Raw genomic sequence first — 23403 nt, 5'->3', positions numbered from 1 at the left:
GCCATGAGGACACCCGCCATCACCATCCCGACCAGGCCGGACAGCGCGAGCGACGGAAGCGGCCCGAGCGACGGAAGCGACGGAGGCGGCCCCAGCGGCGGGGGCGGCCCCAGCGGCGGAGGCGGCCCGAGGAGCGGGAGGACACCGCGCCGGCCGGCCGCCGCCACCGCCACCGCCGTCTGCGCCGCCGTCGTCGCGCTGGTGGCCGGGTGCGGTACGGACACGACGGCCGGCGTGGTGCCCGAGGGCTGGGGCACGCTGAAGACCCCCGCGGTCACGGTCGCCCACCCGCCCGCCTTCACTCCCCAGAGCGCCGGCGAGCGGAGCGAGTACAACGCGGCGGCGGCCACACTCGCGGCGGGCGGCAAGGACGTCGGAATGATCACCGTCCAGCTCGACTTCACCAACGCCGACTCGGTGGAGGAGGCGGCGATCGGCGCCGAGGCGGGCATCGCCCTCGGCTCGACGCTGGGAAAGCAGCGCGAGGTCGAGGTCGCGGGGCCCGAGGGCAGGACCGAGGCCCGGCGCATCGACTTCGAGTTCACCGAGAAGGGCTCCCGGATCAAGGGCGTGATCGTCGCCGGTCTCGACTCCGCGAAGAAGGCGTACGCGGTACGGATCGACGCGGCCAAGGGAAGACTCGGCGACGGCGATCTGACGAAGATCATCGACTCGATCACTCTCAAGTAGGCGGCCACCATGAACATCCCGGGCGGTGACTACGTCTTCTTCGGCGGCATGACGCTGCTGTTCGGCTGGCTGGCGGCCCACTACGCCCGGCGGCTGGCAGCGGTGACCCGCGCGCTGCGGGCGGGCGGCCGGGCGGCCGGTGTGTGCGTACGGATCGAGAGCGAGCCGTACAACCGCTCGGACGCGCGCCGGTACGTCTTCTCCTTCCGCACCCCGGACGGGCGGAGCGTCGAGTTCGAGGACCTGGCGACGGGCGCGGTGCGGGTGGGCTCGCCGGTCACGGTGGCGTACGACCCGGCGGCCCCCGAGCGCACCGCGACGGTCGCGGGGCGGGGCAACTGGTCGCCGGTGGCGCAGTACGTACTGCTGGTGACGGGGTGCGGGCTGGCGGCGGCCTGCTTCGCGGCGGTGCTGGTGTTCACTGCGATCTGAACCGGGGCGGTCCTGGGCACCGCGGCTCCCGGGCGGCACCGGGCACGGCCGGCACCGGGGACGGGACCCGGCCCGGCCCGGGAAATGAATCAACAGCGAAACGATCTGAAGTACGAGGATTTGATGCACGGCGATCTGTTCAGCCATCCGTTCGGAGGCGAAAGGCGATGACGCGGTACGACTACCCGAGAGCGCCCGCGCGCCGGGACGGCGGAGGCGGAGCAGCGGTCTTCGCGCTCATGCGCGCCTGGGCGGCCGGCATCGTCATGCTGCTCATCACGGAGTATCTCCAGGCCACGCTGGTCTACGACCATCTGGCGTCGGACGAGAAGCTGGAGACGTTCACCGGCCGTCTGCTGCTGATCCATCTGCCGAACGCCATCTGCATCGCCGTCGCGGCGTGGGCGGCGGGACGCTTCCACCATGAGCCGTTCCGCGACGCCACGGCGCAGCATCTGACGGCGGTCCTCACCGTGCCGGTGGCCGCGCAGGCCCTGAACATGTCGCTCCAGTGGCAGGACCTGGCGGCCGAGGGGCTGCTGATGTCGAACGCGGTGCTGGTGGTCGGGTGCGTGACGGGCTACGCGGTGGAACGGCTCCAGGAGGAGTGAACGGTCCGACCGCTGCCGCCCACATACGCTCGGCGCATGACTCCCCAACGCCCCCAACGCCCCCCGCGATCCCAGCAGGCCCAGCCGCTCCAGCAGGCCCAGCCGCTCCAGCAGCCCCCACGGCTCCGGGACCTCCTTGAGCGCGCACGGCGCCTGGCCGCGACCGGCACGGAGCGTACGGACGACACGGACGAGACGGGCAGCGCGGGCCGCTCGGGCAGCGAGGGCAGCTCAGGCGGCTCGGGCAGCGGGGGCAGCGCGGGCGGCTCGGGCAGCGGGGGCAGCTCAGGCGGCTCGGGCAGCGCGGGCGGCACCACCGGCCGCCCCGGTCGCCGCCGGATCCTCGGCATCGCCGGGCCCCCCGGCGCGGGCAAGACCACGCTCGCCGCCCACATCGCCGGTGCGCTCGGCCAGGACCGCGCGGTCCTGGTCCCGATGGACGGCTTCCATCTCGCCGACACCGAGCTGCGCCGGCTGGGACTCCTGGGCCGCAAGGGCGCCCCGGAGACCTTCGACCCGTACGGCTACACCGCCCTGCTGCGGCGGCTGCGGACCGCGCGGGCGGGCGAGACGGTGTACGCGCCCGGCTTCGACCGGGAGTGGGAGCAGCCGGTCGCGGGGACCATCCCCGTCCCGCCCGATGTGCCTCTCGTGATCACGGAGGGGAACTACCTCCTGCTGGACGACGGTCCTGACGGCCCCTGGAGCGAGGTGCGCGGGCTGCTCGACGAGACCTGGTGGGTCGATCTGGCGGACGGGGAACGGGTACGGAGGCTGATCGCCCGCCACGAGCGGTTCGGCAAGCCGCCCGCCGACGCGCGGCGCTTCGTCCTGGAGTCCGACGAGGCCAACGCCCGTCTGGTCGCCCCCGGCAGGTCCGCCGCCGACCTCGTGGTCACCTTCGCGGCCGGCGAAGCGCCGGCGGACGCTCCGTAGCGGGATCGGATCGCCCCTCTCCCACCCCCTTCGTATACGGCCTGCTGCCACAGGTCTTGACAACTTGATTGGTCTGGACCAGTTTTACGCCCGACGGTGGCCACCGTTCCCCCTCTCACGTACCTCCATCCCCGAACCCCAGCCGGAGGCAGCAAGTGGAACGCGCACCAGGCGGCAGACGACGTATCAGAACCTGGATCGGCGGGACGGTGGCCGTGCTGGCCGCCGGCGCGCTGAGCCTGACCGGGCTCACCGGCACCGCGCAGGCCGCCGACGTCAACGTGGCCAAGAACGCGGGCTTCGAGTCCGGGCTCACCAACTGGACCTGCTCGGCGGGCAGCGGGGCCACCGTCGGTTCTCCCGTGCACGGAGGCGCCGCCGCGCTCCGGGCCACCCCGGGCGGCCAGGACAACGCCAAGTGCACCCAGGCGGTCGCCGTCCAGCCCAACTCGACATACACGCTGAGCGCCTGGGTCCAGGGCGGGTACGCGTATCTCGGGGCCGAGGGGACGGGCACCACCGATGTGTCGGCCTGGACCCCGGACAGCTCCGGCTGGAAGCAGCTGACCACCACCTTCAGGACCGGCGCCTCGACCAGGTCCGTGACCGTCTACACGCACGGGTGGTACGGCCAGAGCGCCTACTACGCGGACGACGTGTCCGTCTTCGGCCCCGACGGCGGCGGGGGCGGCGACCCCGGGCCCCAGGTGCCCGGCGCGCCCTCCGGGCTCGCGGTCGGGTCGGTGACCTCGTCGTCCGTGACCCTCAACTGGAGCGCGGTGTCCGGCGCGACCGGCTACAACGTCTACCGGGCCGGTACGAAGGTCCAGTCGGCGAGCGGTACGTCCTCGACCGTGACGGGGCTGGCCGCGAACACCTCGTACGACTTCCAGGTGACCGCCACCAACGCGGCCGGTGAGTCGGCGAAGTCCGCGACCGTGACCGGCAGGACCGCCCAGAGCGGCGGCGGCAACCCGGGCCCCGGCGTGCCCAAGCACGCGGTGACCGGCTACTGGCAGAACTTCAACAACGGCGCGGCCGTCCAGAAGCTCCGTGACGTGCAGTCGCAGTACGACATCATCGCCGTCTCGTTCGCCGACGCGACCGCGACGCCCGGCCAGATCACCTTCAACCTCGACCCGGCCGTCGGCTACGCCTCCGTCGCCGACTTCAAGGCGGACATCGCCGCGAAGAAGGCCGCGGGCAAGTCCGTGATCATCTCGGTCGGCGGCGAGAAGGGCAGCGTCTCCGTCAACAGCGACGCCTCCGCGACCGCGTTCGCGAACAGCGCCTACGCGCTGATGCAGGAGTACGGCTTCAACGGCGTCGACATCGACCTGGAGAACGGTCTCAACTCCACCTACATGACGAAGGCGCTGCGCCAGCTGTCCGCGAAGGCGGGCGCGGGCATGGTGCTGACGATGGCGCCGCAGACGATCGACATGCAGTCGACGGCCGGTGAGTACTTCAAGACGGCGCTGAACGTGAAGGACATCCTCACCGTCGTCAACATGCAGTACTACAACAGCGGCTCCATGCTCGGCTGCGACGGCAAGGTCTACTCACAGGGCTCCGTCGACTTCCTCACCGCACTCGCCTGCATCCAGCTCGAAGGCGGCCTCGACCCCTCCCAGGTCGGCATCGGCGTCCCCGCCTCCACACGCGGCGCCGGCAGCGGCTACGTAGCACCGTCCATCGTCAACAACGCCCTGGACTGCCTGACCAAGGGCACGAACTGCGGCTCCTTCAAACCCTCCAAGACCTACCCCGGCCTCCGCGGCGCCATGACCTGGTCCACCAACTGGGACGCCACCGCGGGCAACGCCTGGTCCAACGCCGTCGGCCCCCACGTCCACAGCCTCCCGTAGGTCCGGCCGCACCCCTAGTCCGCACCACCGCCCCGAGCCCCCCACAGGGCCGGCAGCGCCGTCGAACCCCACCCGACGGCGCTGCCGTGTGTCCGGGGGCGGGGTGCTTGCGGTAAGAAGGACCCTCAGATGCGACGCAGTTCAGGGATTCGGGGATCCGGGGGGATTCATGTTGGCCGAGGCGGTGACGGCGGCAGCGGCGGCCGGTGGGATCGCGGTCGTGGAGGGCGCGGCGTCGGCCGCCGGTACGCAGGCGTGGGAGTCGTTCCGTACGCGCGTCGCGGGCTGGTTCGGGCGGGGCTCCGGGAACGCGGAGCTGGAACGGGTGACGCTGGAGCGGCTGGACCGTACGGCGGCGGAGCTGGACGGGTCGGACGAGGCGGGCCGGACACGCCAGGCGGACAGGTGGGAAGACCGCTTCGTGGACGTACTGGAGGCCGCGCCGGAGGACCTCAGGGCCGAACTCGCCCTGGAAATCAAGAGGTTCAGCGACGAACTGCGGGCCGAGCTGACGTCACGCGGCGCCGGCACGACGATCACGGGTACGGGCGCGGGCGCCTGGGTCTCCACCGAGAAGGTGGACATCAAGGGCGGCGGCAGTGGCGGCACCGCGGGCGTCATCAACAATTTCTACGGTACGAACGGGCCCGCCCCGGCAAACCCTCCCGCGCCGGAGCCGGGCCAGGCCTGACCGGTTCCGGCTTCTCGACGCGGGAGAGCGACCAGATCACTCTCGCGGTCCCGCACGGCACGGCCTCCCGGCGCACGCTGTGGGGCCGGGACGAACTGCTCGACGAGCTGCTCGCCGTCGTACGGGACGAGGGCCACAAGCAGGGCGCCGGGGCGGTCCACGTGCTCCAGGGCCTCGGCGGGGTCGGCAAGACGAGCGTCGCCGTGTCCGTCGCCCACCGCCTCCAGCGGGAGACCGACCGGGTCTGGTGGATCGGTGCCCAGGACGCGTCCCGGTGCACCGGCGGCCTGACCGCGCTCGCCCGCCAACTCGGCGTACCGGACGAGGAGATCGCCGTCGGCCGGCTGGCCGACCAGCTCTGGCGCCGGCTCTCGGCGCTGGCGGATCCCTGGCTGCTGGTGGTCGACAACGCGGACGACGCGCGGCTGCTCGACGGCCCGGGGCGGCTGGCGCTGGGCACGGGTCTCGTCCGTCCGCACCGGTCGCCGCGCGGGCTGGTCCTGGTCACGAGCCGCGACGGCCGGCCGGGCACGTGGGGCGGTCACGCGGTCCTGCACCGGCTGACGCCGCTCGGCGACGGGCACGGCGCGGATGTCCTGCTGGACCTCGCGGGCCCGTCGGCCGGTTCACGGGAGGAGGCCGCCGAACTGGCCCGCCGGCTGGGCGGGCTGCCCCTCGCGCTCCACACCGTGGGCCGCTATCTGGCGGCCGTAGGACAGCGCCCGGCGCGTTTCCGGGATGCCGGGGAGACAGCGACCTTCGCGGAGTTCCGCGCGTCACTGGACGACGGCGGGGCATTCCCGCACCCGGGCACGGCCACCGCGCTGGCGGGCATCTGGCGGATGTCCCTGGACCTGCTGACCGAGCGCGGTCACCGCTGCGTACGGCCGCTGCTGGAGGTCCTGGCCAACTTCGCGGACGCACCGGTGCCGTTGATCCTGGCCGACCCGGCGGTACTGGGCGAGGACGAGGCGTTCGAGGGGGTGAGCGGGGCCGAGATCTGGGCCGCGTTGCAGGCGCTGGCGGGGCTGGGGCTGGTGGACCTGGCCGCGGCGAACGGGGTGGACACGGTCGCGCTGCACCCCCTGGTACGGGACGCGCACGGGAGCCCGGGGCGGTACGCGCTGAACGCGCGGCTGCTGGACGAGGCGGCCGAGAGCGATGAGACAGGCGTGCCGGAGGACGTGGAGCGGTGGCCCCTGTGGTCGGCGCTGACACCGCATACGGTCCACGCGCTGACCTTCGAGTCCGGCTCGGATGACAACGAACTGTTCCTGGTCACCTGGACGGCGGCCATGCTGGCGGCCCGAAGCCTGTACGCCCAGGGACAGCTGAGCCAGGCCGGAAAGGTGCTCGAAGAACTGGTGTCCCGGCTGGGCGGCGCCCTCGGCGAAGACCATCCCAACACCATCCTGTGCCGCCACAACCTCGCCCGCATCCTGGACGACCAGGGCGACTACGACCAGGCACGCACCATCTTCGAAGACATCCTCGCCACCCAACGCGACACCCTCGGCGAACACCACCAGAACACCCTCATCACCCGCAACAACCTCGCCCTCGTCCTCCACAGCCAGGGCGACTACGACCAGGCACGCACCATCTTCGAAGACATCCTCGCCACCCAACGCGACACCCTCGGCGAACACCACCAGAACACCCTCGTCACCCAGCACAACCTCGCCCTCGTCCTGGACGACCAAGGCCACCTCGATCAAGCACGCACCATCTACGAAGACATCCTCGACATCGAACACAACACCCTCGCCGAGAACGCCCCCTCCACCCTCATCACCCGCAACAACCTGGCAGTCGTCCTCCACAGCCAAGGCCACCACGACCTCGCGGCGGCCGAGATGGCCGCCGTGCTCTCCGCACGACGGCGCGTACTCGGCCCCGAGCATCCCTACACGCTCTCGACCCAGCGTTGGCTCGACGCCATCAACGCCGCCCGAGGCGAGCCCTGAGCCCCTACCAGGGAATGTCCCGCACCTGCTGCACGCACAGCACCACGAACAGCAGCCCCGCCGCCGTCAGCATCACATTGCTCAGGATGCCGTTCCGCCATTCCTTCGGCGTGCGCGACGAGTTGAGCAGCCACACCAGCGTCAGCGCCAGGAACGGCATGAAGAAGGCGCCCAGCACCCCGTAGACGACGACCAGGCCGAACGGCTCGTCCAGGAAGAGGAGCGAGATGGGCGGGAAGGTCAGCCAGAGCAGATACGCGCGGAACGGCACCGAGCGTTCGCGCTCGCCGGAGGCGACCTCCTCCGTCGTCTTCCCGGCCTCGTCCGCCGCCGCCCCCACGCGTTCCTTGCGGATCCGCTCCACGAAGTCCGCGAACATCAGGCTCACGCCGTGCCAGACGCCGATCAGCGACGAGAAGGACGTGGCGAAGAAGCCGACCAGGAACAGCTTGGCGGTGGTCGGGCCGAAGCGGTCCTCCAGGATCGTGCCGAGGTCGATCAGGCCGCGGTCGCCCTTGGTCAGGGCGATCTGGGAGGAGTGCAGCAGCTCGGCGCCGATGATCAGCATGGCGACGACGAAGAGGCCGGTGGTGATGTACGCGACCCGGTTGTCGAGGCGCATCACCTTCATCCAGCCGGTGTTGGTCCAGCCCTTGGCGTTGACCCAGTAGCCGTACGCGGCCATGGTGATCGTGCCGCCCACCCCGCCGATCAGGCCGAGTGTGTAGAGCAGTGAGCCGTCCGGCAGGACCGGGAGCAGGCCGGCGAAGCTCGCGCCGACGTCGGGGACGACCCGGATCGCGACGTACATGACGACCACGAACATCACGCCGATCAGGACCGTCATGACCCGCTCGAAGACGGCGTACTGGTTGAACCAGACGAAGACGAGCCCGATCAGGCCCGTGATGACCGCCCAGGTCTTGAGCCCCGGCCCGTCCGGGAAGAGCGCGACGATCGGCAGCGCGCTGGAGGACATCGCCGTGGCGCCGTAGACGAAGCCCCAGACGAGGACGTACACCGCGAAGTACACGGTGGTCCAGCGGCCCAGGCTGCGCCAGCCCTCGAACAGGGTGCGGCCGGTGGCGAGATGCCAGCGGCCGGTGGCCTCGGCCAAAGAGATCTTGACGACGCAGCCGATGACCGCCGCCCACATCAGGGTGTGGCCGAACTTGCTGCCCGCGATGAGCGTGGCGACCAGATCGCCCGCGCCCACACCGGTCGCCGCGACGACGATGCCGGGCCCGATGTACGTCCAACTCGACTTGCGCGGACGGGAGACGGCCTCATCCATGCCGGTGTCCGTGGTGTCTGCCATACGTGTCGTCGCCTCCCGCTTGTCTCTCTACGTGACCCGAGTCACCAAAGCGGGGTGACGGTGATCGCGCAAGAGGGCCTGCGGTGAGGGTTCGGTGGCGGGCGGGCGCCAGCTCCCGCGTCGGCGCCACGGGAGACAGCGGGCGGCACCGAGGGGGCCGGTGATCAACCGGCGGATGAACTCCTGGGCGCTCAGGGCCGCCGGACCGCGGTCACCAGCAGCGTGTCGGCGGTGTGCGGGCCCTCGGCCATCGCCGGTAGTACGTCGACGCTGATCCGGGTGAACCCGTACTCGTCCAGGGCCTTCGTCCAGACCTGCTCCTGGAGCACCCAGCGGTGCATCGTGGTCGCCTCCCCGTCCGGCGTCCTCGCCGTGACCTCTGCGGGCACGACATCGGGCTGTGCGGGCGCGCCGTTCAGATAGTGGCCGAGGCTGGAGAAAACCAGCCGCCCGCCGGGCCGCAGCGCGACGGCTGCCGCGGGCAGCAGGTCGCACGGGTCGGTGAAGTCGACCGCGCCGAAGACGCTGTAGAGCACGTCGTAGGTGTCGGCCATCATGTGCAGATGCGGTACGACATCGGATTGCACGATGTGCAGGCGCGGCACGATGTGGCCGTACAACTCGGTGGCCATGACGCACTGCGCGGGCGAGGCGTCGACCGCGACGACCCGGGCGGGCATGTGGTGAGTGGCCAGATGGGCGGCGTGCCGGGCGGCCCCGGCGCCGAGGTCGCCGACGACTCGCCCGGACAGGTCACCGAGGACTTCCGCGCCGGGGCCCGCGTCCTGACTCCAGATCCAGTGGAAGGACTCGGGGACCGCACGATCACGCTGAGCGCGGGAGCGGCCGTAGTGGTACCAGAGGTCTGTGGTGGTGGTTGTCACCCGCCCCATCCTGGCGGGCGTGGCCTGATGCCGGGCCGGTTCCGTGGAATCGCACCCGGGGGTGCACGGGGCTCCGGTCAGTGGCCGGCCGGAGCTCCGAGGTACCCGTCCGGTTCGGTCAGTGCGAGTCGTTGCCCGGGTGGCACGGGCCGCATTCGGTGGCGGGCGGGCTCCAGCTCCCGCGTCGGCGCCACGGGAGACAGCGGGCGGCACCGAGGGGGCCGGTGATCAACCGGCGGATGAACTCCTGCCGGAACGACCCCGGCTGGGCCCCCGGCTGGGCCCGTGGGCCCCCGCATGGGCCCTCGCCCGTTCCTAGGCTGCTCCCGCTCGGGGGGTCACGACGACGGCGTGAGCTGGGAGAACAGGTGAAGGACGCCGGTAGGTTCCACAGTTGGTACGGGCGTGGGCATGGGCACGCGCTCGGGCTCGGGCATGCCCGGGGACGGAGCGACAGGGGGCAGAGCGGGGCCGAGTACGCCGCGATGGTCGGGGTGGTGTCCCTGGTCGTGGCGGGGATAGTCGGCCTGAGCGTGCCCGCCGACGAGGCGACCGGGCTGAAGAGCGCGGTGTGCCGAATACTTCACCCGCTGAGCGGGGCCGAGGCGTGTTCTTCCGGCGACTACGCGGGCGGTGGGGACGGGGGCGGCGGAGGCGACAGCGGCGGAGGCGGCGGCGGCGATCCCTTCGTGCCCAACGGGGATCCGTTCGAGCCCGCTCGGTGTCTGCTGTCCCAGGACCAGACCAAGGACACCGTCGTCATCCAGGTGGTCTTCATCAAGATCAGCAGCTCGGAGACGGTCAAGCTCCAGCAGTGGTCGGACGGCACCGTCACCCTGGAGCGGGTGAACGAGACCTCGGGCGGGGTCACCGCGAGCATCTCCGCCGGCATCCCGGGTCTGAAGGAATGGGGCGGCAGCGCCAAGCTGAGCGGCACCTACCTGGCGGGCAGCGGCAACGGCGGGCAGTGGCTGTTCAACGGGAACAAGAGCGGCGACCCCCAGGCCGACCTGGCGGCCAACCTTGAGGACGCGCAGAAGTTCGCCGCGTACCTCAAGGCGAACGACGGCTGCAAGTTCCAGAGCGGCTACAACCCCGGTGCGGCGATGGGCGCCTGCCAGCAGGACGCGGCCACCAAGAAGCCCGATCTCGATCCGGAGCTGGCGCCGGACGTCGACATCACCAAGACCTCCACCGAGGCGTCCGGTTCGGTGAGCTTCGGCGGAAAGTTCACGGGCGGCAAGGGCGGCAAGTTCTCCGGGGAGCTGGCCTCCGGCACGATGACCGAGGACGTGGTGGTCATGCGTTCCCACAGCGGACCGAACGCCGGGAAGATCACCTTCATCTACACCTTCACCGTCAAGGGCACGGCCGGCGCGCTGGGGGTCGCCACGGGCGAGCGGATGCAGCAGGTCTCCGTCACCTACGACGCGGCCGCCTACGACCAGGAGGAAGCGGACGGCGCCGCACACCACCCGGAGAAGCTGCTGATCACCACCAGCCAGGAGGCCGGGGAAGGCGTCGGCGGCAAGGTCGAGGCAGGCGCCAACGCCGGTCCCGTCACCATCGATGTCGGCGGTGGCGGCGGATCCACCGAGTCGCGGATACACACCGAGTCCGCCGAACTCATCCTCGACAACGACGATGACAGCACCACCGTCGAGGACTGGCTGCGCGGAAACGGCGACCCGGCCGGCAATCCGCTGCCCTCCCCCACGGACGCGGCCGAGGTGCCCGGCCCCGACGCGAGCCCCCTAGAACGGCTCCTCCACGACAAGGGAAAACTGAGCAGGCTCGACTACGAGGCCAACACCGACTGGTGGAACGCCTCCCTCGGCATCGGCTTCGGCCTCTCCGCCGGACAGGTCAGCCTCGGCTTCAAGCTCTTCGGCATCGAACTCACCCACGAGTCCAAGGAACAGACGATCACCGGCGACCCCACCTACGCCACCGGCCCCAAGAACGGCGGCGCCCGGCCCTGGGTCGAATGGAAGAACTGCACGCGGACCAAGCCCATCCCCACCTGACCACGCGCGCTGTCGCGGCTACGGGTGGTCCTCGACGTGCTGCTGCCCTCGACGCTGCCGTTCATCATCGCGGGAGTCCAGGTGGCGGTGGGCAGGGCCCTGGTCGGCGCGGTGGCGGTGGAGTTCCTCGCGAGCCTGCCGGGGCTCGGCACCTACATCCTCAGCAACGCGCACTCGTTCGAACAGGATGCCGCGTTCGTCGCGGTCCTCGTCCTGGCCACGCTCGGCATCGTCGCGCGGGCGGGTACGGAGACGGCGCTGCGCCGACTGGCCCCCTGGCATCCGCACGTCAACCGCTGAAGTACCGAACTTTGAAGTACCGAACTTTGACGTACCGACCACTCAGAACCGACCACTGAGGCAAGGAGCGAGGACACGCCCGACGACGGCGGCCCGGAGCCGTTCCTTACGCAGCTCATCGACGGAATGCGCGTCGAGTGGGACGTACCCGTCGAGATGGACGACGGGATCGTGCTGCGCGCGGACGTGTTCCGGCCGGTGACCGACGAGCCGGTGCCGGTGATCATGACGTACGGCCCGTACGCCAAGGGGCTGCCCTTCCAGCGCGGGTATCCCAGCGCCTGGGAGGCGATGGCCCGGGACCACCCCGACGCGGTCGCGGGCACCTCGAACAAGTACCAGAACTGGGAGGTCGTCGATCCCGAGAAGTGGGTGCCGCACGGATACGCCTGCGTACGGGTCGACTCGCGCGGCACCGGCCGCTCGCCGGGCCGGGTGGACCCCTTCTCACCGCGTGAGACCCGTGACTTCCACGACTGCGTCGAATGGGCGGGCACCCGGGAGTGGAGCAATGGGCGGGTGGGCCTCAACGGCATCTCGTACTACGCGATGAACCAGTGGCACGTCGCCTCCCTGCGCCCGCCGCACCTGGCCGCGATCTGCCCCTGGGAGGGCGCGGCGGACTTCTACCGGGACGGCGCGTACCAGGGCGGTATCCGCTCCACCTTCTGGGACAACTGGTACGACATGCAGGTCAAGACGGTCCAGTACGGGATCGGTGAGGCGGGCGGCCGCGATCCGAACACCGGTCAGCGGATCTGCGGCGACGAGGTCCCCCAGCCGGCGGAGCTGGCCGCGAACCGTACCGACCTCGGCGCGGACATCAGGGCGCACGCCTTCGACGACGCGTACCACCGGGACCGCTCGGCGCACTGGGACGCGATCGACGTTCCCGTGCTGAGCTGCGGCAACTGGGGCGGCCAGGGGCTCCATCTGCGCGGCAATGTGGAGGGGTTCGTACGGGCGGCGTCCACCCGCAAGTGGCTGGAGCTGCACGGCCACGCGCACTGGCCGCTCTTCTGCACCGACTACGGCGTCGACCTCCAGCTGCGCTTCTTCGACCGGTATCTGAAGGACGAGCGCGACGGCTGGGAGGACCGGCCCGCGGTGCAGTCGCAGATCCGGCGGGTCGACGGGACCTTCACGGAACGCGGCGAGGACGCCTGGCCGCTGCCGTCGACGCGCTGGACCCGGCTGTATCCGACCGCGGACGGCGCGCTCGCGCGGCAGGCGCCGGCGGCCGGTGGAACGGTCCGGTTCCTGGCGTCGGGCGACGGTGTGGAGTTCAGCACCCCCCGCTGCCGGAGCGCACCGAGATCACCGGCCCGCTGGCGGCGAAGCTGTTCGTCTCCTCCACCACCACCGACGCCGATCTGTTCCTGGTCGTACGGGTCTACTCGCCGAGCGGCGAGGAGGTCGTCTTCCAGGGCGCGCTGGATCCGCACACCCCCGTCGGCCAGGGCCGGCTGCGCGCCTCCCCTCGCCGTCTCGACCCCGGGCTGTCGACTCCGTACCGCCCCTTCCACCCGCACGACCGCGCCGAGCCGCTGGAGCCGGGAGCCGTCTACGAACTGGACATCGAGATTTTCCCGACGTCCCTGGTCATCCCCGCGGGCTACCGTCTCGGACTCCAGGTGCGCGGCCGGGACTACGTCTACCCGGGTCCCAGCGCCCGTCTCTCCAACCTCAAGAACGACCTCACGGGCTGCGGCCCCTTCCTCCACGACGACCCCGCCGACCGCCCGCCCCATGGCGGGCGGGCCCGGCCGGGGCCGCCCGCCGGAACGGTCACCTGACCGACCGACCGGACAACGTCTAGATGACCAGGCTCAGCAGCGCCGCCACCACGAAGCCCGCCACGGACAGCACGGTCTCCAGGACCGTCCAGGACTTCAGGGTGTCGCGCTCCGATATGCCGAAGTACTTCGCGACCATCCAGAACCCGCCGTCGTTGACGTGCGAGGCGAAGATCGAGCCCGCCGAGATCGCCATGATGATCAGGGCGAGATGCGCCTGCGAGAGGTCCTGGCCCTCGACGAGCGGCACGACGATGCCGGCCGTGGTGACGATCGCGACCGTCGCCGAACCCTGGGCGACGCGCAGGACGACCGAGATCAGCCAGGCCAGCAGGATGACCGGCAGGCCGACGTCGTTGAAGGTGTCGGCGAGGGCGTCCGCGATCCCGCTGCCCTTGAGGACCGCGCCGAACACACCGCCGGCGCCGACGACGAGCAGGATGTTGCCGACCGGCTTGAGCGAGGCGGTGGAGACCGTCTCCAGGGACTTGCGGGACCAGCCGCGCCTGATGCCCAGCAGGTAGTACGCGAGCAGCAGCGCGATCGTCAGCGCCACGAAGGGGTGGCCGAAGAACTCGATGACCGAGCGGCCCGTCGACGGGTCGAGGGCGATCGACGAGAAGGTCGCGAGGAGGATCAGGATCAGCGGGGTGCCGATGATGGCCAGGACCGTGCCGAGCGCGACCGGCGTCTCCCTGGGGGTGACGCCCGAGGCGCGCTGCTCGGCGGCGACCGCGGCCTTGGCCTCCTCCGCCGCCTCCACCATGTCCTGCGGGACGTCGACGAAGAGGCGCTTCCCGATCCAGGCCGCGTAGGCCCACGCGGCGAGGACGGCCGGGACGCCGACGACGACACCCATCAGGATGACCCAGCCGAGATCCACCTTGAAGAGTCCCGCCGCGGCGACCGGGCCGGGGTGCGGGGGCAGGAACGCGTGGGTCATCGAGAGGCCGGCGAGCAGCGGCATCGCGTACAGCAGGATCGATTTGCCGGACCGCTTGGCGGCGGCGTACACGATCGGCGCGAGCACGAAGATGCCGACGTCGAAGAAGACCGGGATACCGAAGACGACCCCGGTGACGCCCATGGCGAGCGGGGCCCGCTTCTCGCCGAAGAGGTTCAGCAGCCGGGCGCTCAGCACCTCGGCGCCGCCGGACACTTCGAGGATCGCGCCGAGCATCGTGCCGAGTCCGATGATGATCGCGACATGGCCGAGGATGCCGCCCATCCCGGTCTCGATCATCGAGACGGCGGCGGACTTCTGGACCGTACCGAAGAGTTCGGTGACGGAGAGGCCCGCCGCGAGGCCGACGGCTATGGAGACGCCGAGCAGCGCCACGAAGGGCTGGAGCCTGACCTTGATGATCAGGAAGAGGAGCAGGACGATGCCGAGGGCGGCGACGGTCAGCAGACCGGCGGTGCCGTCGATCAGGAGCAGCAGACCGCCTGTGCGGGGCGGGGTCTCCGGTGGTGCGTCAGCGGCGAGCAGCATGGGGAGCCTCTGGTCGTGGGCATGGGGGGGATCGGGCATGGGGGGATCGCGGCACGGCGCCCGGTCGGCGGGCGCCGTGCCGTGGGGCGGCGCGGGTGCGCGTAAAGCGATCAGCGGTGGGGGTTCCCGGTACGGGGGCGAGAGGACGGGCCGGGGCGACGGCTCAGCCGAGGACGGCGAGCGCGTCGATCTCGATCAACAGCCCCTTGGGCAGGCCCACATACACCGTCGTACGGGCGGCGGGCGCTTCCTTCAGGCCCTGCTCGCCGAAGTAGTCGTTGTAGATCTCGTTCATCTCGGCGAAGTGGTCGACGTCGGTGAGGTAGACGCGCACCATCATGACGTCGTCCCAGCTCGCGCCGCCCTCCTCCAGGATCGCCTTGACGTTGGCGAAGGTCTGGAGGGTCTGCTCGCGCAGGGTCGGGCCCGCGACGGTGGGCGCCTGGCCCTCGACGGCCGGCAGGAAGCCGACCTGGCCCGCGACCTGGAGGATGTTGCCCTTGCGGACGCCGTGCGAGAACTTCGCCGGCGGGGTGGTGTGGGTCGACGGGGTCAGTGCGGTTTTGTCGGTCATGAAGCGTCCTTGCTGGGATAGGTGGTGCCGGAGTACTCCCCGCTGATCGCGTCGGCGGTACGACGCACCAGCGGGAGGAGGGTGAGGAGTTCCTCCGCGGTGACGACGACGTTCGGCGCGGAGACCGACATGGCGGCGACGACCCGGCCGTCCGCACCCCGGATGGGTGCGCCGACGCAGTTGATGGACTCCTCGTGGCCACCGAGATCGGTGGCCCAGCCCTGTTCGCGTACGGTCGCCAGCTCCTTGAGGAAGGCGGCCGCGTTGGGGCTCGAACGGGGCGTGTACATGGGGTAGTCGAGGCGTTCGGCGAGCGCGCGGCGCTCCGCCTCGGGGAGGTCGGCGAGCAGCAGCTTGGCGACGGCGGCCACGGTGATCGCCACCGGTTTGCCGATCCGCGAGTACATCCGGACCGGATAGCGGCTCTCGACCTTGTCGATGTAGACGACTTCGCCGTCCTCGTACACCGCGAGATGGACGGTGTGGCCGCACTGGCTGTTGAGCGTGACGAGATGAGGGTGCGCGATGTCGCGCATGTCGAGATTCTCGACGGCCTCCTGGGCGAGCGCGAAGAGGCGTGCGCCGAGGCGGTAGCGGTTGTCCTGCTGGCGGTAGACGAGCCCGTGCTCATGGAGCGTACGGAGCAGCCGGAGCGCGGTGGACTTGTGGACGCCGAGCCGGTCGGCGACCCTCCCGAGGTCGGCGGGGCCCTGGGCCAGCAGCGGCAGAATGCTCAGTGCCCGGTCGACGGTCTGGCTCATGGGGTACGTACCTCCTGCTCCGTGGCCGCCGTCCACCCGGGGCCGAGACGAAGTGTCCCCCAGGCGGCGTCGTCGAGGTCCACGAGGCGGTCGGCGTCCGCCCGGGAGGGTGGCGCACCGAGGTCTCCGGGGACGGTGAGGGTCGCCGCGGCCATCAGGTGGCCGTGCCGGAGCCGGGCGGCGGCGGGCAGGCCGCGGAGGGTGGCGGAGAGGAATCCGGCGGCGAAGGCGTCCCCGGCGCCGACGGGCGCGACGACATCGACGCGCAGCGCGGGTACGGACGTGACGGTGTCGGCGCCCCCCTCAGGACCGCTGCCCACGCCGCCGTTCACGCCCCCGTCAGGCCCGCTGCCCACGCCCCCGTTCGCGCCCCCCTCAGGACCGCTGCCCACGCCGCCGCTCGCGCCCCCGTCCACGGTTGCGCCGGGGCCGGCCGCGCCCCGCTCGTAGACCGTCGCCCCCGCGCTCCCCCGCTTCACCACCAGCGTCGCCGGCTCCGGGAGCGCGGCCCGGATCGCGTCCCCGCCGTGCAGGCCCCACGCCTCGGCCGCCTCGTCCTCACCGACGAAGACCAGATCGGCGCCCCGGGCGAGCTCCAGCAGGACGCGCGCGCCCGAGCCGTCGCGCCAGAGCCCCGGCCGGTGGTTGACGTCGAAGGAGAGCAGCGGGCGTCCCGGCGCGCGGGTGGTCAGCTCACGCATCAGGGCGAGGCAGTCGTCCGAGAGCGCGGCCGTGATGCCCGATACGTGCAGCACGCGCCCGGCCCACAGGTCGTCGTACGACAGGCTCCCCGGCGCCATCGCGGAGGCGGCGGAGCCCGCGCGGTAATAGGCGACCTCGTGCGCGTCGGTGGCGCGGTCCGTCGCCGTACGGAAGTAGATGCCGGTGGGCCGGTCCGGGTCGCGGCGTACGCCCGAGGTGTCGACCCCGTACGCGGCGATCGCGTCGACGAGATGGTCGCCGAAGCCGTCGGCGCCGACCCGGCTGACCCAGGTGACGGTGTGCCCGGCGGCGGCCAGCGCGCAGGCGACATTGGATTCGGCGCCGCCGATCGTACGGGCGAAGGAGGGGACGTCGGCGAGGCGGCCCGGGAGCGAGGGCAGGAAGGTGACCATGGATTCACCGAGGCAGACGACATCCACGCCGGGGTGGAGGTCCGTGTCTACGGTTCCGGTCACTCTGGGGCTCCTCGCCGCTCGACCGACCTGGGTCGGTCACCGTGACGGGTCACCATTGACCCGCTGTCGGCTCGGATGTTAGACAGCCCTCAGCGATATGCGCAATGGCCATTGCATGTACTGCAACGAGCTGCAACGAGATCGACATAGGGGAGGCTCCATGGCCGCCGGCCGACGAACGGACGAGCTGAACGAGCTGAACGAGCTGGACGAGTCCACCGGGCTCAGCGGGCCCGGCGGGCTCAAGGGACTCAAGGGCCTCAAGGAGCTGAGCGACGAGCGCGTCGACCACCGCTTCAAGGCCCTCCCCCCGGACGCCGACGGCCTCACCGTCGGCGCGCTCGCCGCCGAGCGCCGCTCCCTGTTCACCGGTGGCTTCACCACTCCTGTCCTCGCCCTCTCCGCCGAGTCGGTCGAGCACAACCTCGCGCTCCTGGAGACCTACTCCGAGCGCCACGGCCTCGCCTTCGCGCCGCACGGCAAGACCTCCATGGCGCCGCGGCTCTTCGCGCGCCAGCTGGAGCGCGGCGCCTGGGGCATCACCGCCGCCGTGCCCCACCAGGTCCGCGTCTACCGCGCGTTCGGCATCCAGCGGATCTTCCTCGCCAATGAAGTGGTCGACGCGGCGGCGCTGCGCTGGCTCGCCGCCGAGCTGGACCGCGACCCCGGCTTCCGCTTCATCTGCTACGTCGACTCCGTGCGCGGCGTCGAGCTGATGGACGAGGCCCTGCGGGCCGCGGGAGCCGGCCGCCCGGTGGAGGTCGTGGTCGAGCTGGGCGCCGGTGAGGGGGCGCGTACCGGCGCGCGTACGGAGGCGGAGTGCGCGGCGGTCGCGGACGCGGTGGCGGCCGTACCGACCCTGCGGCTGACCGGGATCGCCGGTTACGAGGGCGAGGTCCCGGGAGCGGACGGCGAGACGGTCCGCGCCTGGCTGCGCCGACTGGTCGCGCTGGCGGCGGAGTTCGACGCGGCGGGGCGGTTCGGGGACACGGACGAGATCGTGCTCAGCGCGGGCGGCAGCGCCTGGTTCGACGCGGTCGCCGACGTCTTCGCGGAGATCCCCGCGCTCTCCCGGCCCGTGCTGAAGCTGCTGCGCTCCGGCGCGTACGTCTCGCACGACGACGGCCATTACCGCCATCTCACCCCCTTCAACCGCGTCCCCGAGGAGGGGTCCCTCCAGCCCGCCTTCCGGCTCTGGGCGCAGGTCGTCTCCCGTCCGTCGGCCGGGCAGGCGTTCGTCAACGCCGGTAAGCGGGACGCGGCGTACGACCTCGACCTGCCGGTGGCGCAGGTGGTACGGGACGGCCGCACCGGCGAGATCCGTCCGGCGACGGGGATCACGGTGACGGGCCTGTCCGACCAGCACGGCTGGCTGACCACGACGCCGGAAGCCGCCCTGGAGGTCGGTGACTGGGTGGGGATGGGGCTGTCCCACCCCTGTACGTCGTTCGACAAGTGGCAGCTGATCCCGCTGGTGGAGGCGGACGGCACGGTCATCGACCTCATCCGCACGTTCTTCTGACCGCTGCCGCCTGAACCCCGAACTCCGAACCCTGAACCCTGACGACCTCCGACCACCCACCACCGACCACCCACCTCCGACCTCCGACCTCCGACCTCCGACCTCCGAAGGGCCTTCGCACATGGATCTCGTCATTCGCGACGTACGGGTCGTCGACGGCACGGGCGGCCCTTCGTACCGCGCCGATGTCGGCGTCCAGGACGGCCGTATCGCGGCGATACGGCGCGAGGGCGAGCCGCGCCCGTCCGGCGCCCGCGTCCTGGACGCCGCCGGGCTCGCCCTCTCCCCCGGCTTCATCGACATGCACGCGCACAGCGATCTCGCCCTGCTGCGCGACCCCGACCACTCCGCGAAGGCCGCGCAGGGCGTCACGCTCGAAGTGCTCGGCCAGGACGGGCTGTCGTACGCGCCCGTGGACGACACGACCCTCGCGCAGGTCCGGCGGGCGATCACCGGCTGGAACGGCGACGGTTCGGACATCGACTTCGACTGGCGGACGGTCGGCGGCTATCTCGACCGGCTCGACCGCGCCTTCGAGGGCCAGGGCTTCGACGGCGGGGGCATCGCGGTCAACGCCGCGTATCTGATCCCGCAGGGCACGGTCCGTATGTACGCGGTCGGCTGGGACGACCGGCCCGCGACGGACGCCGAACTCGCCCGTATGAAGCGGCTGGTGGCGGACTCGATGGAGCAGGGCGCGGTCGGGATGTCCTCGGGACTGACCTACACGCCCGGGATGTACGCGAACGATTCGGAGCTGGCCGAGCTGTGCCGGGTGGTGGCGCGGTACGACGGCTACTACTGCCCGCATCACCGCTCGTACGGCGCCGGGGCGCTCCAGGCGTACGAGGAGATGGTGACGCTCACCCGGGACGCGGGCTGCGCCCTCCATCTCGCCCACGCCACCATGAACTTCGGCGTGAACAAGGGCAGGGCGCCCGAGCTGCTCACGCTGCTCGACGAGGCCCTGGACGCGGGCGCGGACATCTCGCTCGACACGTACCCGTACACGCCCGGGTGCACGACGCTCGTCGCGATGCTGCCCAGCTGGGCGAGCGAGGGCGGCCCCGACGCGATCCTGGAGCGGCTGCGCGACGAGGCGACCGCCGAGAGGATCCGCCACCACATGGAGGTCGTCGGCGCGGACGGCTGTCATGGCGTGCCCATCGAGTGGGACACCATCGAGATCTCCGGCGTCTCGGTGCCCGGTCTCGCGGACCATGTGGGCAGGACCGTCGCGGAGTCGGCGGCGCGGGCGGGCGAGGCCCCGTGGACCGCGGCGCGCCGGCTGCTGATCGAGGACCGGCTCGGCTCGACGATCCTCCAGCACGTGGGACACGAGGAGAACGTCCGGCAGATCATGCGCCACCGCGTCCACACGGGCGGCAGCGACGGCATCCTCCAGGGCGCGAAGCCGCATCCGCGCGCCTACGGCACGTTCCCGCAGTATCTGGGCCGGTACGCGCGGGAGTTGGGCGTCCTGTCGCTGGAGGAGTGCGTGGCGCACCTCACCGGGCGCCCGGCGGCCCGGCTCCGGCTCCCCGACCGGGGCCTGGTGCGCGAGGGCTACCGCGCGGACCTGGTCCTCTTCGACCCGGACACCGTCGCGGCGGGCTCCACGTTCGAGGAACCGCGGACGCTGCCGGTGGGCATCCCGCATGTGCTGATCGACGGCCGGTTCGTGATCGAGGACGGCCGCCGTACGAACGTCCTGGCGGGCCGCGCGGTACGCCGCACACCCTGACGTACGGGCGTACTGGGCCTGGGCCTGGGCCTGGGCCTGGGCCTACGCCTGGACCGCGGCCGGCCCCGTCACCTCGGCCGGCCCCGTCACCTCGGTCGGCCCCGTCGTCTCGGCGGGTGCGTCGCGCAGCCCGAGTCGCAGGTGCTCGACGTGGAAGAGGGCCTGTTCCAGCAGTTCGGCCACGTGGTGGTCGTACAGGGCGTAGACGATGGAGCGGCCCCGGCGTTCTCCGGTGACGAGTCCGAGGTTCCGCAGCAGGCGCAGCTGGTGGGAGCAGGCGGAGGCTTCCATGCCGACGGCCTCGGCGAGGTCGCCGACCGAGCAGGGGCCTTCCTGGAGGCGGGCGAGGATATACAGCCGCGAGGGGGTGGCCAGGGCCTGCAAAGTGGCGGCGACATCGGTGGCCCCCGCCGCGTCCAGGCGTTCGCGGGGGGTGGCGTGGTTCCTGTCGTCGGCTCCGTGACCCATGCCGCCCATCCTACCGACGACACATGAAGACCTGTTCATGTGTTCCTGTATGGTGGATGTGTCGCCGTCCTCCGCCCTGAAGGGTTGCTCTGCCGTGCCTTCCGACCTGATCCAGTGGCCCGAACACGTAGCTCCCGCCCCTTCGCGTACGGCGCCGAGGCGGCGTACCCGGGTGTTCGCCCTGGCCGAGGCACGCTGGGCCGCCGCCGCGCTGGTGTTGTTCCTGACCGCGCTGCCGCTCCAGCTGACCGGCGCGCCCGCCTGGTCGTGGGGCCCCGTCTATGCCGCCGCCTATGTCACGGGCGGCTGGGAACCGGCCTGGGCCGGGCTGACGGCGCTCCGGAACAAGACCCTGGACGTGGACCTGCTGATGATCGTCGCCGCGATCGGCGCGGCCTCGATCGGACAGGTGATGGACGGCGCGCTGCTGATCGTCATCTTCGCCACCTCCGGCGCCCTGGAAGCCCTGGCCACCGCCCGCACCCAGGACGCGGTGCGCGGGCTGCTCGACCTCGCCCCGGCCACCGCCACCCGGCTGGGTGACGACGGCGGCGAGTCGACGGTCCCGACCGAGGACCTGGTGGTCGGGGACACCGTCCTCGTCCGCCCCGGGGAGCGGATCGGCGCGGACGGCCGCGTCGTGGACGGGGCAGGCGAGGTGGACCAGGCCACCATCACCGGCGAGCCGCTGCCGGTCGCGAAGGAGACCGGTGACGAGGTGTTCGCGGGCACGCTCAACGGCACCGGCGCCCTGCGGATCAAGGTCGAGCGCGACCCCTCCGACTCGGTGATCGCCCGGATCGTGGCCATGGTCGAGGAGGCTTCCGGGACCAAAGCGCCCACTCAGCTGTTCATCGAGAAGGTCGAGCAGCGCTACAGCCTGGGCATGGTCTTCGCGACCCTGGCGGTCTTCCTGGTCCCTCTCGCGCTCGGCGCGGACCTGACCGGCTCGCTGCTGCGGGCGATGACCTTCATGATCGTGGCCTCACCGTGCGCCGTGGTCCTGGCGACGATGCCGCCGCTGCTGTCGGCGATCGCCAATGCCGGACGCCACGGCGTCCTGGTGAAGTCCGCCGTGGTCATGGAGCGTCTCGGACAGGTCGACGCGGTCGCCCTGGACAAGACGGGCACCCTGACCGAGGGCACTCCCCGCGTCACCGACATCCGGCCCCTGCCCGGCTCCGGCCTGACCGAGGACGCCCTGCTGGCGCTGGTGGCCGCCGCCGAGCACCCCAGCGAACACCCGGTGGCCCGCGCGATCGTGGACGCGGCCCGCACCCGTGGCGTGGCCGTCGCGGACATGCGGGACTTCGCCTCCGTCCCCGGTGTCGGCGTCACCGCGGGCGTCGGCGGACACACGGTCGCGGCCGGGGCCCCTGCCCGGCTCCTCGCCAACAACGAGGGCAGCTTTCCGGCCCACGCCGTCGAGGTGGTGGCGGAACTGGAGGACGGCGGGCGCACCGCCGTCCTGGTCCTGCGCGACAGCGCCCCGGTCGGAGTGCTGGGGATCGCCGACCGCCTGCGCCCCGACGCCACCGCCACCGTCTCCTCGCTGGCCGCGCTGACCGGCAGCACCCCGATGCTGGTCACGGGCGACAACCCGCGCGCCGCCGCCCGGCTGGCCGCCGAGGTCGGCATCGCCGGAGACGATGTCCACGCCGGACTCCTGCCGCAGGACAAGGTCGAGGCGGTACGGCGTCTGGCGGCCCGTGGCCGCAAGGTGCTGGTCATCGGTGACGGCGTCAACGACGCCCCCGCGCTGGCCGCCGCCCACACCGGCATCGCCATGGGCCGCGCCGGCTCCGACCTCGCCCTGGAAACCGCCGACGCCGTCATCGTCCGCGACGAACTCGCCGCCGTCCCGGGGGTGATCGCCCTCTCACGAGCGGCCCGCCGCCTGGTGGTGCAGAACCTCGTGATCGCCGCGGTGTTCATCTCCGGCCTGGTCATCTGGGACCTGGCGGGCCATCTCCCCCTGCCGCTCGGCGTTCTCGGCCACGAGGGCTCCACCGTCATCGTCGGCCTCAACGGACTGCGTCTGCTGCGCGACGCCGCCTGGAACCGCGCGACCGGGGACGTACGGTGAGCCGGCCACGCCAGGAGAGCCGCCCCACACAGGGGCGGCCCGGCTCACCGACGGCGAA

19 protein-coding genes and 2 pseudogenes are annotated in these 23403 nt (G+C 71.7%); 14 read left to right on the top strand and 7 right to left on the bottom strand.

Going from position 1 to position 23403, the window contains the following annotated elements:
- Nucleotides 1–3 precede the first annotated feature (3 nt).
- From ACZ7LS_RS06915 to ACZ7LS_RS06885, 7 genes and pseudogenes are all read left to right on the top strand, one after another.
- On the top strand, nucleotides 4–690 hold the full coding sequence (locus ACZ7LS_RS06915) for a hypothetical protein (protein ID WP_385132168.1): 687 nt from the start codon (nucleotides 4–6) through the stop codon (nucleotides 688–690).
- A 9-nt stretch (nucleotides 691–699) separates the two neighbouring features.
- A complete protein-coding gene (locus tag ACZ7LS_RS06910) occupies nucleotides 700–1122 on the top strand; it encodes a DUF3592 domain-containing protein (protein ID WP_385132165.1) in 423 nt (140 codons plus the stop codon).
- A gap of 167 nt (nucleotides 1123–1289) precedes the next feature.
- Nucleotides 1290–1733, top strand: coding sequence for a hypothetical protein (locus ACZ7LS_RS06905; protein WP_382530709.1), 444 nt, complete (start codon nucleotides 1290–1292; stop codon nucleotides 1731–1733).
- Nucleotides 1734–2057: 324 nt separating this feature from the next.
- A pseudogene (locus ACZ7LS_RS06900) lies at nucleotides 2058–2669 on the top strand (nucleoside/nucleotide kinase family protein); the annotation flags it as partial.
- A 155-nt stretch (nucleotides 2670–2824) separates the two neighbouring features.
- Nucleotides 2825–4537, top strand: a complete 1713-nt coding sequence (locus tag ACZ7LS_RS06895) for a chitinase (protein ID WP_385132162.1) — start codon at nucleotides 2825–2827, stop codon at nucleotides 4535–4537.
- 169 nt (nucleotides 4538–4706) lie between these two features.
- Nucleotides 4707–5228 carry a hypothetical protein gene (locus ACZ7LS_RS06890; RefSeq protein WP_382873453.1) on the top strand — a complete coding sequence of 174 codons (522 nt, stop codon included), beginning with the start codon at nucleotides 4707–4709 and terminating at the stop codon, nucleotides 5226–5228.
- Nucleotides 5229–5389: 161 nt separating this feature from the next.
- Nucleotides 5390–7195 carry a tetratricopeptide repeat protein gene (locus tag ACZ7LS_RS06885; RefSeq protein WP_385132159.1) on the top strand — a complete coding sequence of 602 codons (1806 nt, stop codon included), beginning with the start codon at nucleotides 5390–5392 and terminating at the stop codon, nucleotides 7193–7195.
- A gap of 4 nt (nucleotides 7196–7199) precedes the next feature.
- On the opposite strand, the gene ACZ7LS_RS06880 is transcribed toward ACZ7LS_RS06885, so the two are convergent.
- Nucleotides 7200–8513, bottom strand: coding sequence for an Nramp family divalent metal transporter (locus tag ACZ7LS_RS06880; protein ID WP_382530717.1), 1314 nt, complete (start codon nucleotides 8511–8513; stop codon nucleotides 7200–7202).
- Between the two features lie 191 nt (nucleotides 8514–8704).
- Nucleotides 8705–9397 carry a methyltransferase domain-containing protein gene (locus tag ACZ7LS_RS06875; RefSeq protein WP_385132156.1) on the bottom strand — a complete coding sequence of 231 codons (693 nt, stop codon included), beginning with the start codon at nucleotides 9395–9397 and terminating at the stop codon, nucleotides 8705–8707.
- 368 nt (nucleotides 9398–9765) lie between these two features.
- Here ACZ7LS_RS06875 and ACZ7LS_RS06870 point away from each other — a divergent pair, with 368 nt between their 5' ends.
- The 4 genes and pseudogenes from ACZ7LS_RS06870 to ACZ7LS_RS06855 all read left to right on the top strand — a co-directional run bounded on the left by ACZ7LS_RS06870 (nucleotide 9766) and on the right by ACZ7LS_RS06855 (nucleotide 13520).
- Nucleotides 9766–11424: a hypothetical protein gene (locus tag ACZ7LS_RS06870; RefSeq protein WP_385132153.1), complete on the top strand. Its 1659-nt coding sequence runs from the start codon at nucleotides 9766–9768 to the stop codon at nucleotides 11422–11424.
- 9 nt (nucleotides 11425–11433) lie between these two features.
- Nucleotides 11434–11724, top strand: coding sequence for an ABC transporter permease (locus ACZ7LS_RS06865; RefSeq protein WP_382526722.1), 291 nt, complete (start codon nucleotides 11434–11436; stop codon nucleotides 11722–11724).
- 126 nt (nucleotides 11725–11850) lie between these two features.
- Nucleotides 11851–12888 (top strand): annotated as a pseudogene (locus ACZ7LS_RS06860) (CocE/NonD family hydrolase); the annotation flags it as partial.
- A complete protein-coding gene (locus tag ACZ7LS_RS06855; protein ID WP_385132210.1) occupies nucleotides 12813–13520 on the top strand; it encodes a CocE/NonD family hydrolase C-terminal non-catalytic domain-containing protein in 708 nt (235 codons plus the stop codon). The pseudogene ACZ7LS_RS06860 and the gene ACZ7LS_RS06855, both read left to right, overlap by 76 nt.
- A gap of 19 nt (nucleotides 13521–13539) precedes the next feature.
- Here the strand turns inward: ACZ7LS_RS06855 and ACZ7LS_RS06850 are convergent, their stop codons facing one another.
- The 4 genes from ACZ7LS_RS06850 to ACZ7LS_RS06835 form a co-directional block, all read right to left on the bottom strand.
- The gene (locus ACZ7LS_RS06850) at nucleotides 13540–15012 is read right to left on the bottom strand and encodes a GntP family permease (protein WP_382526478.1); all 1473 of its coding nucleotides are present in this window, start codon (nucleotides 15010–15012) and stop codon (nucleotides 13540–13542) included.
- A 163-nt stretch (nucleotides 15013–15175) separates the two neighbouring features.
- Nucleotides 15176–15586, bottom strand: a complete 411-nt coding sequence (locus ACZ7LS_RS06845; RefSeq protein ID WP_385132150.1) for a RidA family protein — start codon at nucleotides 15584–15586, stop codon at nucleotides 15176–15178.
- Nucleotides 15583–16347, bottom strand: coding sequence for an IclR family transcriptional regulator (locus ACZ7LS_RS06840; protein WP_382526483.1), 765 nt, complete (start codon nucleotides 16345–16347; stop codon nucleotides 15583–15585). The genes ACZ7LS_RS06845 and ACZ7LS_RS06840 overlap by 4 nt, the downstream gene beginning before the upstream one ends.
- On the bottom strand, nucleotides 16344–17525 hold the full coding sequence (locus tag ACZ7LS_RS06835; protein ID WP_385132145.1) for a sugar kinase: 1182 nt from the start codon (nucleotides 17523–17525) through the stop codon (nucleotides 16344–16346). Before ACZ7LS_RS06835 ends, ACZ7LS_RS06840 begins: the two co-directional genes overlap by 4 nt.
- 160 nt (nucleotides 17526–17685) lie before the next feature.
- On the opposite strand from ACZ7LS_RS06835, the gene ACZ7LS_RS06830 reads away from it, so the two are divergent.
- Nucleotides 17686–19047 carry an amino acid deaminase gene (locus ACZ7LS_RS06830; protein WP_385132142.1) on the top strand — a complete coding sequence of 454 codons (1362 nt, stop codon included), beginning with the start codon at nucleotides 17686–17688 and terminating at the stop codon, nucleotides 19045–19047.
- A 121-nt stretch (nucleotides 19048–19168) separates the two neighbouring features.
- Entirely contained in the window at nucleotides 19169–20791 is a 1623-nt protein-coding gene (locus tag ACZ7LS_RS06825) for an N-acyl-D-amino-acid deacylase family protein (RefSeq protein WP_385132140.1), read from the top strand.
- A 42-nt stretch (nucleotides 20792–20833) separates the two neighbouring features.
- Here the strand turns inward: ACZ7LS_RS06825 and ACZ7LS_RS06820 are convergent, their stop codons facing one another.
- A complete protein-coding gene (locus ACZ7LS_RS06820; protein ID WP_385132137.1) occupies nucleotides 20834–21259 on the bottom strand; it encodes an ArsR/SmtB family transcription factor in 426 nt (141 codons plus the stop codon).
- A gap of 94 nt (nucleotides 21260–21353) precedes the next feature.
- Here ACZ7LS_RS06820 and ACZ7LS_RS06815 point away from each other — a divergent pair, with 94 nt between their 5' ends.
- Complete coding sequence (locus ACZ7LS_RS06815) at nucleotides 21354–23345, top strand: heavy metal translocating P-type ATPase (protein ID WP_385132134.1); 1992 nt, start codon at nucleotides 21354–21356, stop codon at nucleotides 23343–23345.
- Nucleotides 23346–23403: the final 58 nt, after the last annotated feature.

The sequence above is a fragment of the Streptomyces sp. NPDC039430 genome, assembly GCF_055639435.1.
The sequence above is the reverse complement of the archived record's forward strand: the minus strand, read 5'-3'. Positions and strand labels throughout refer to the sequence as shown.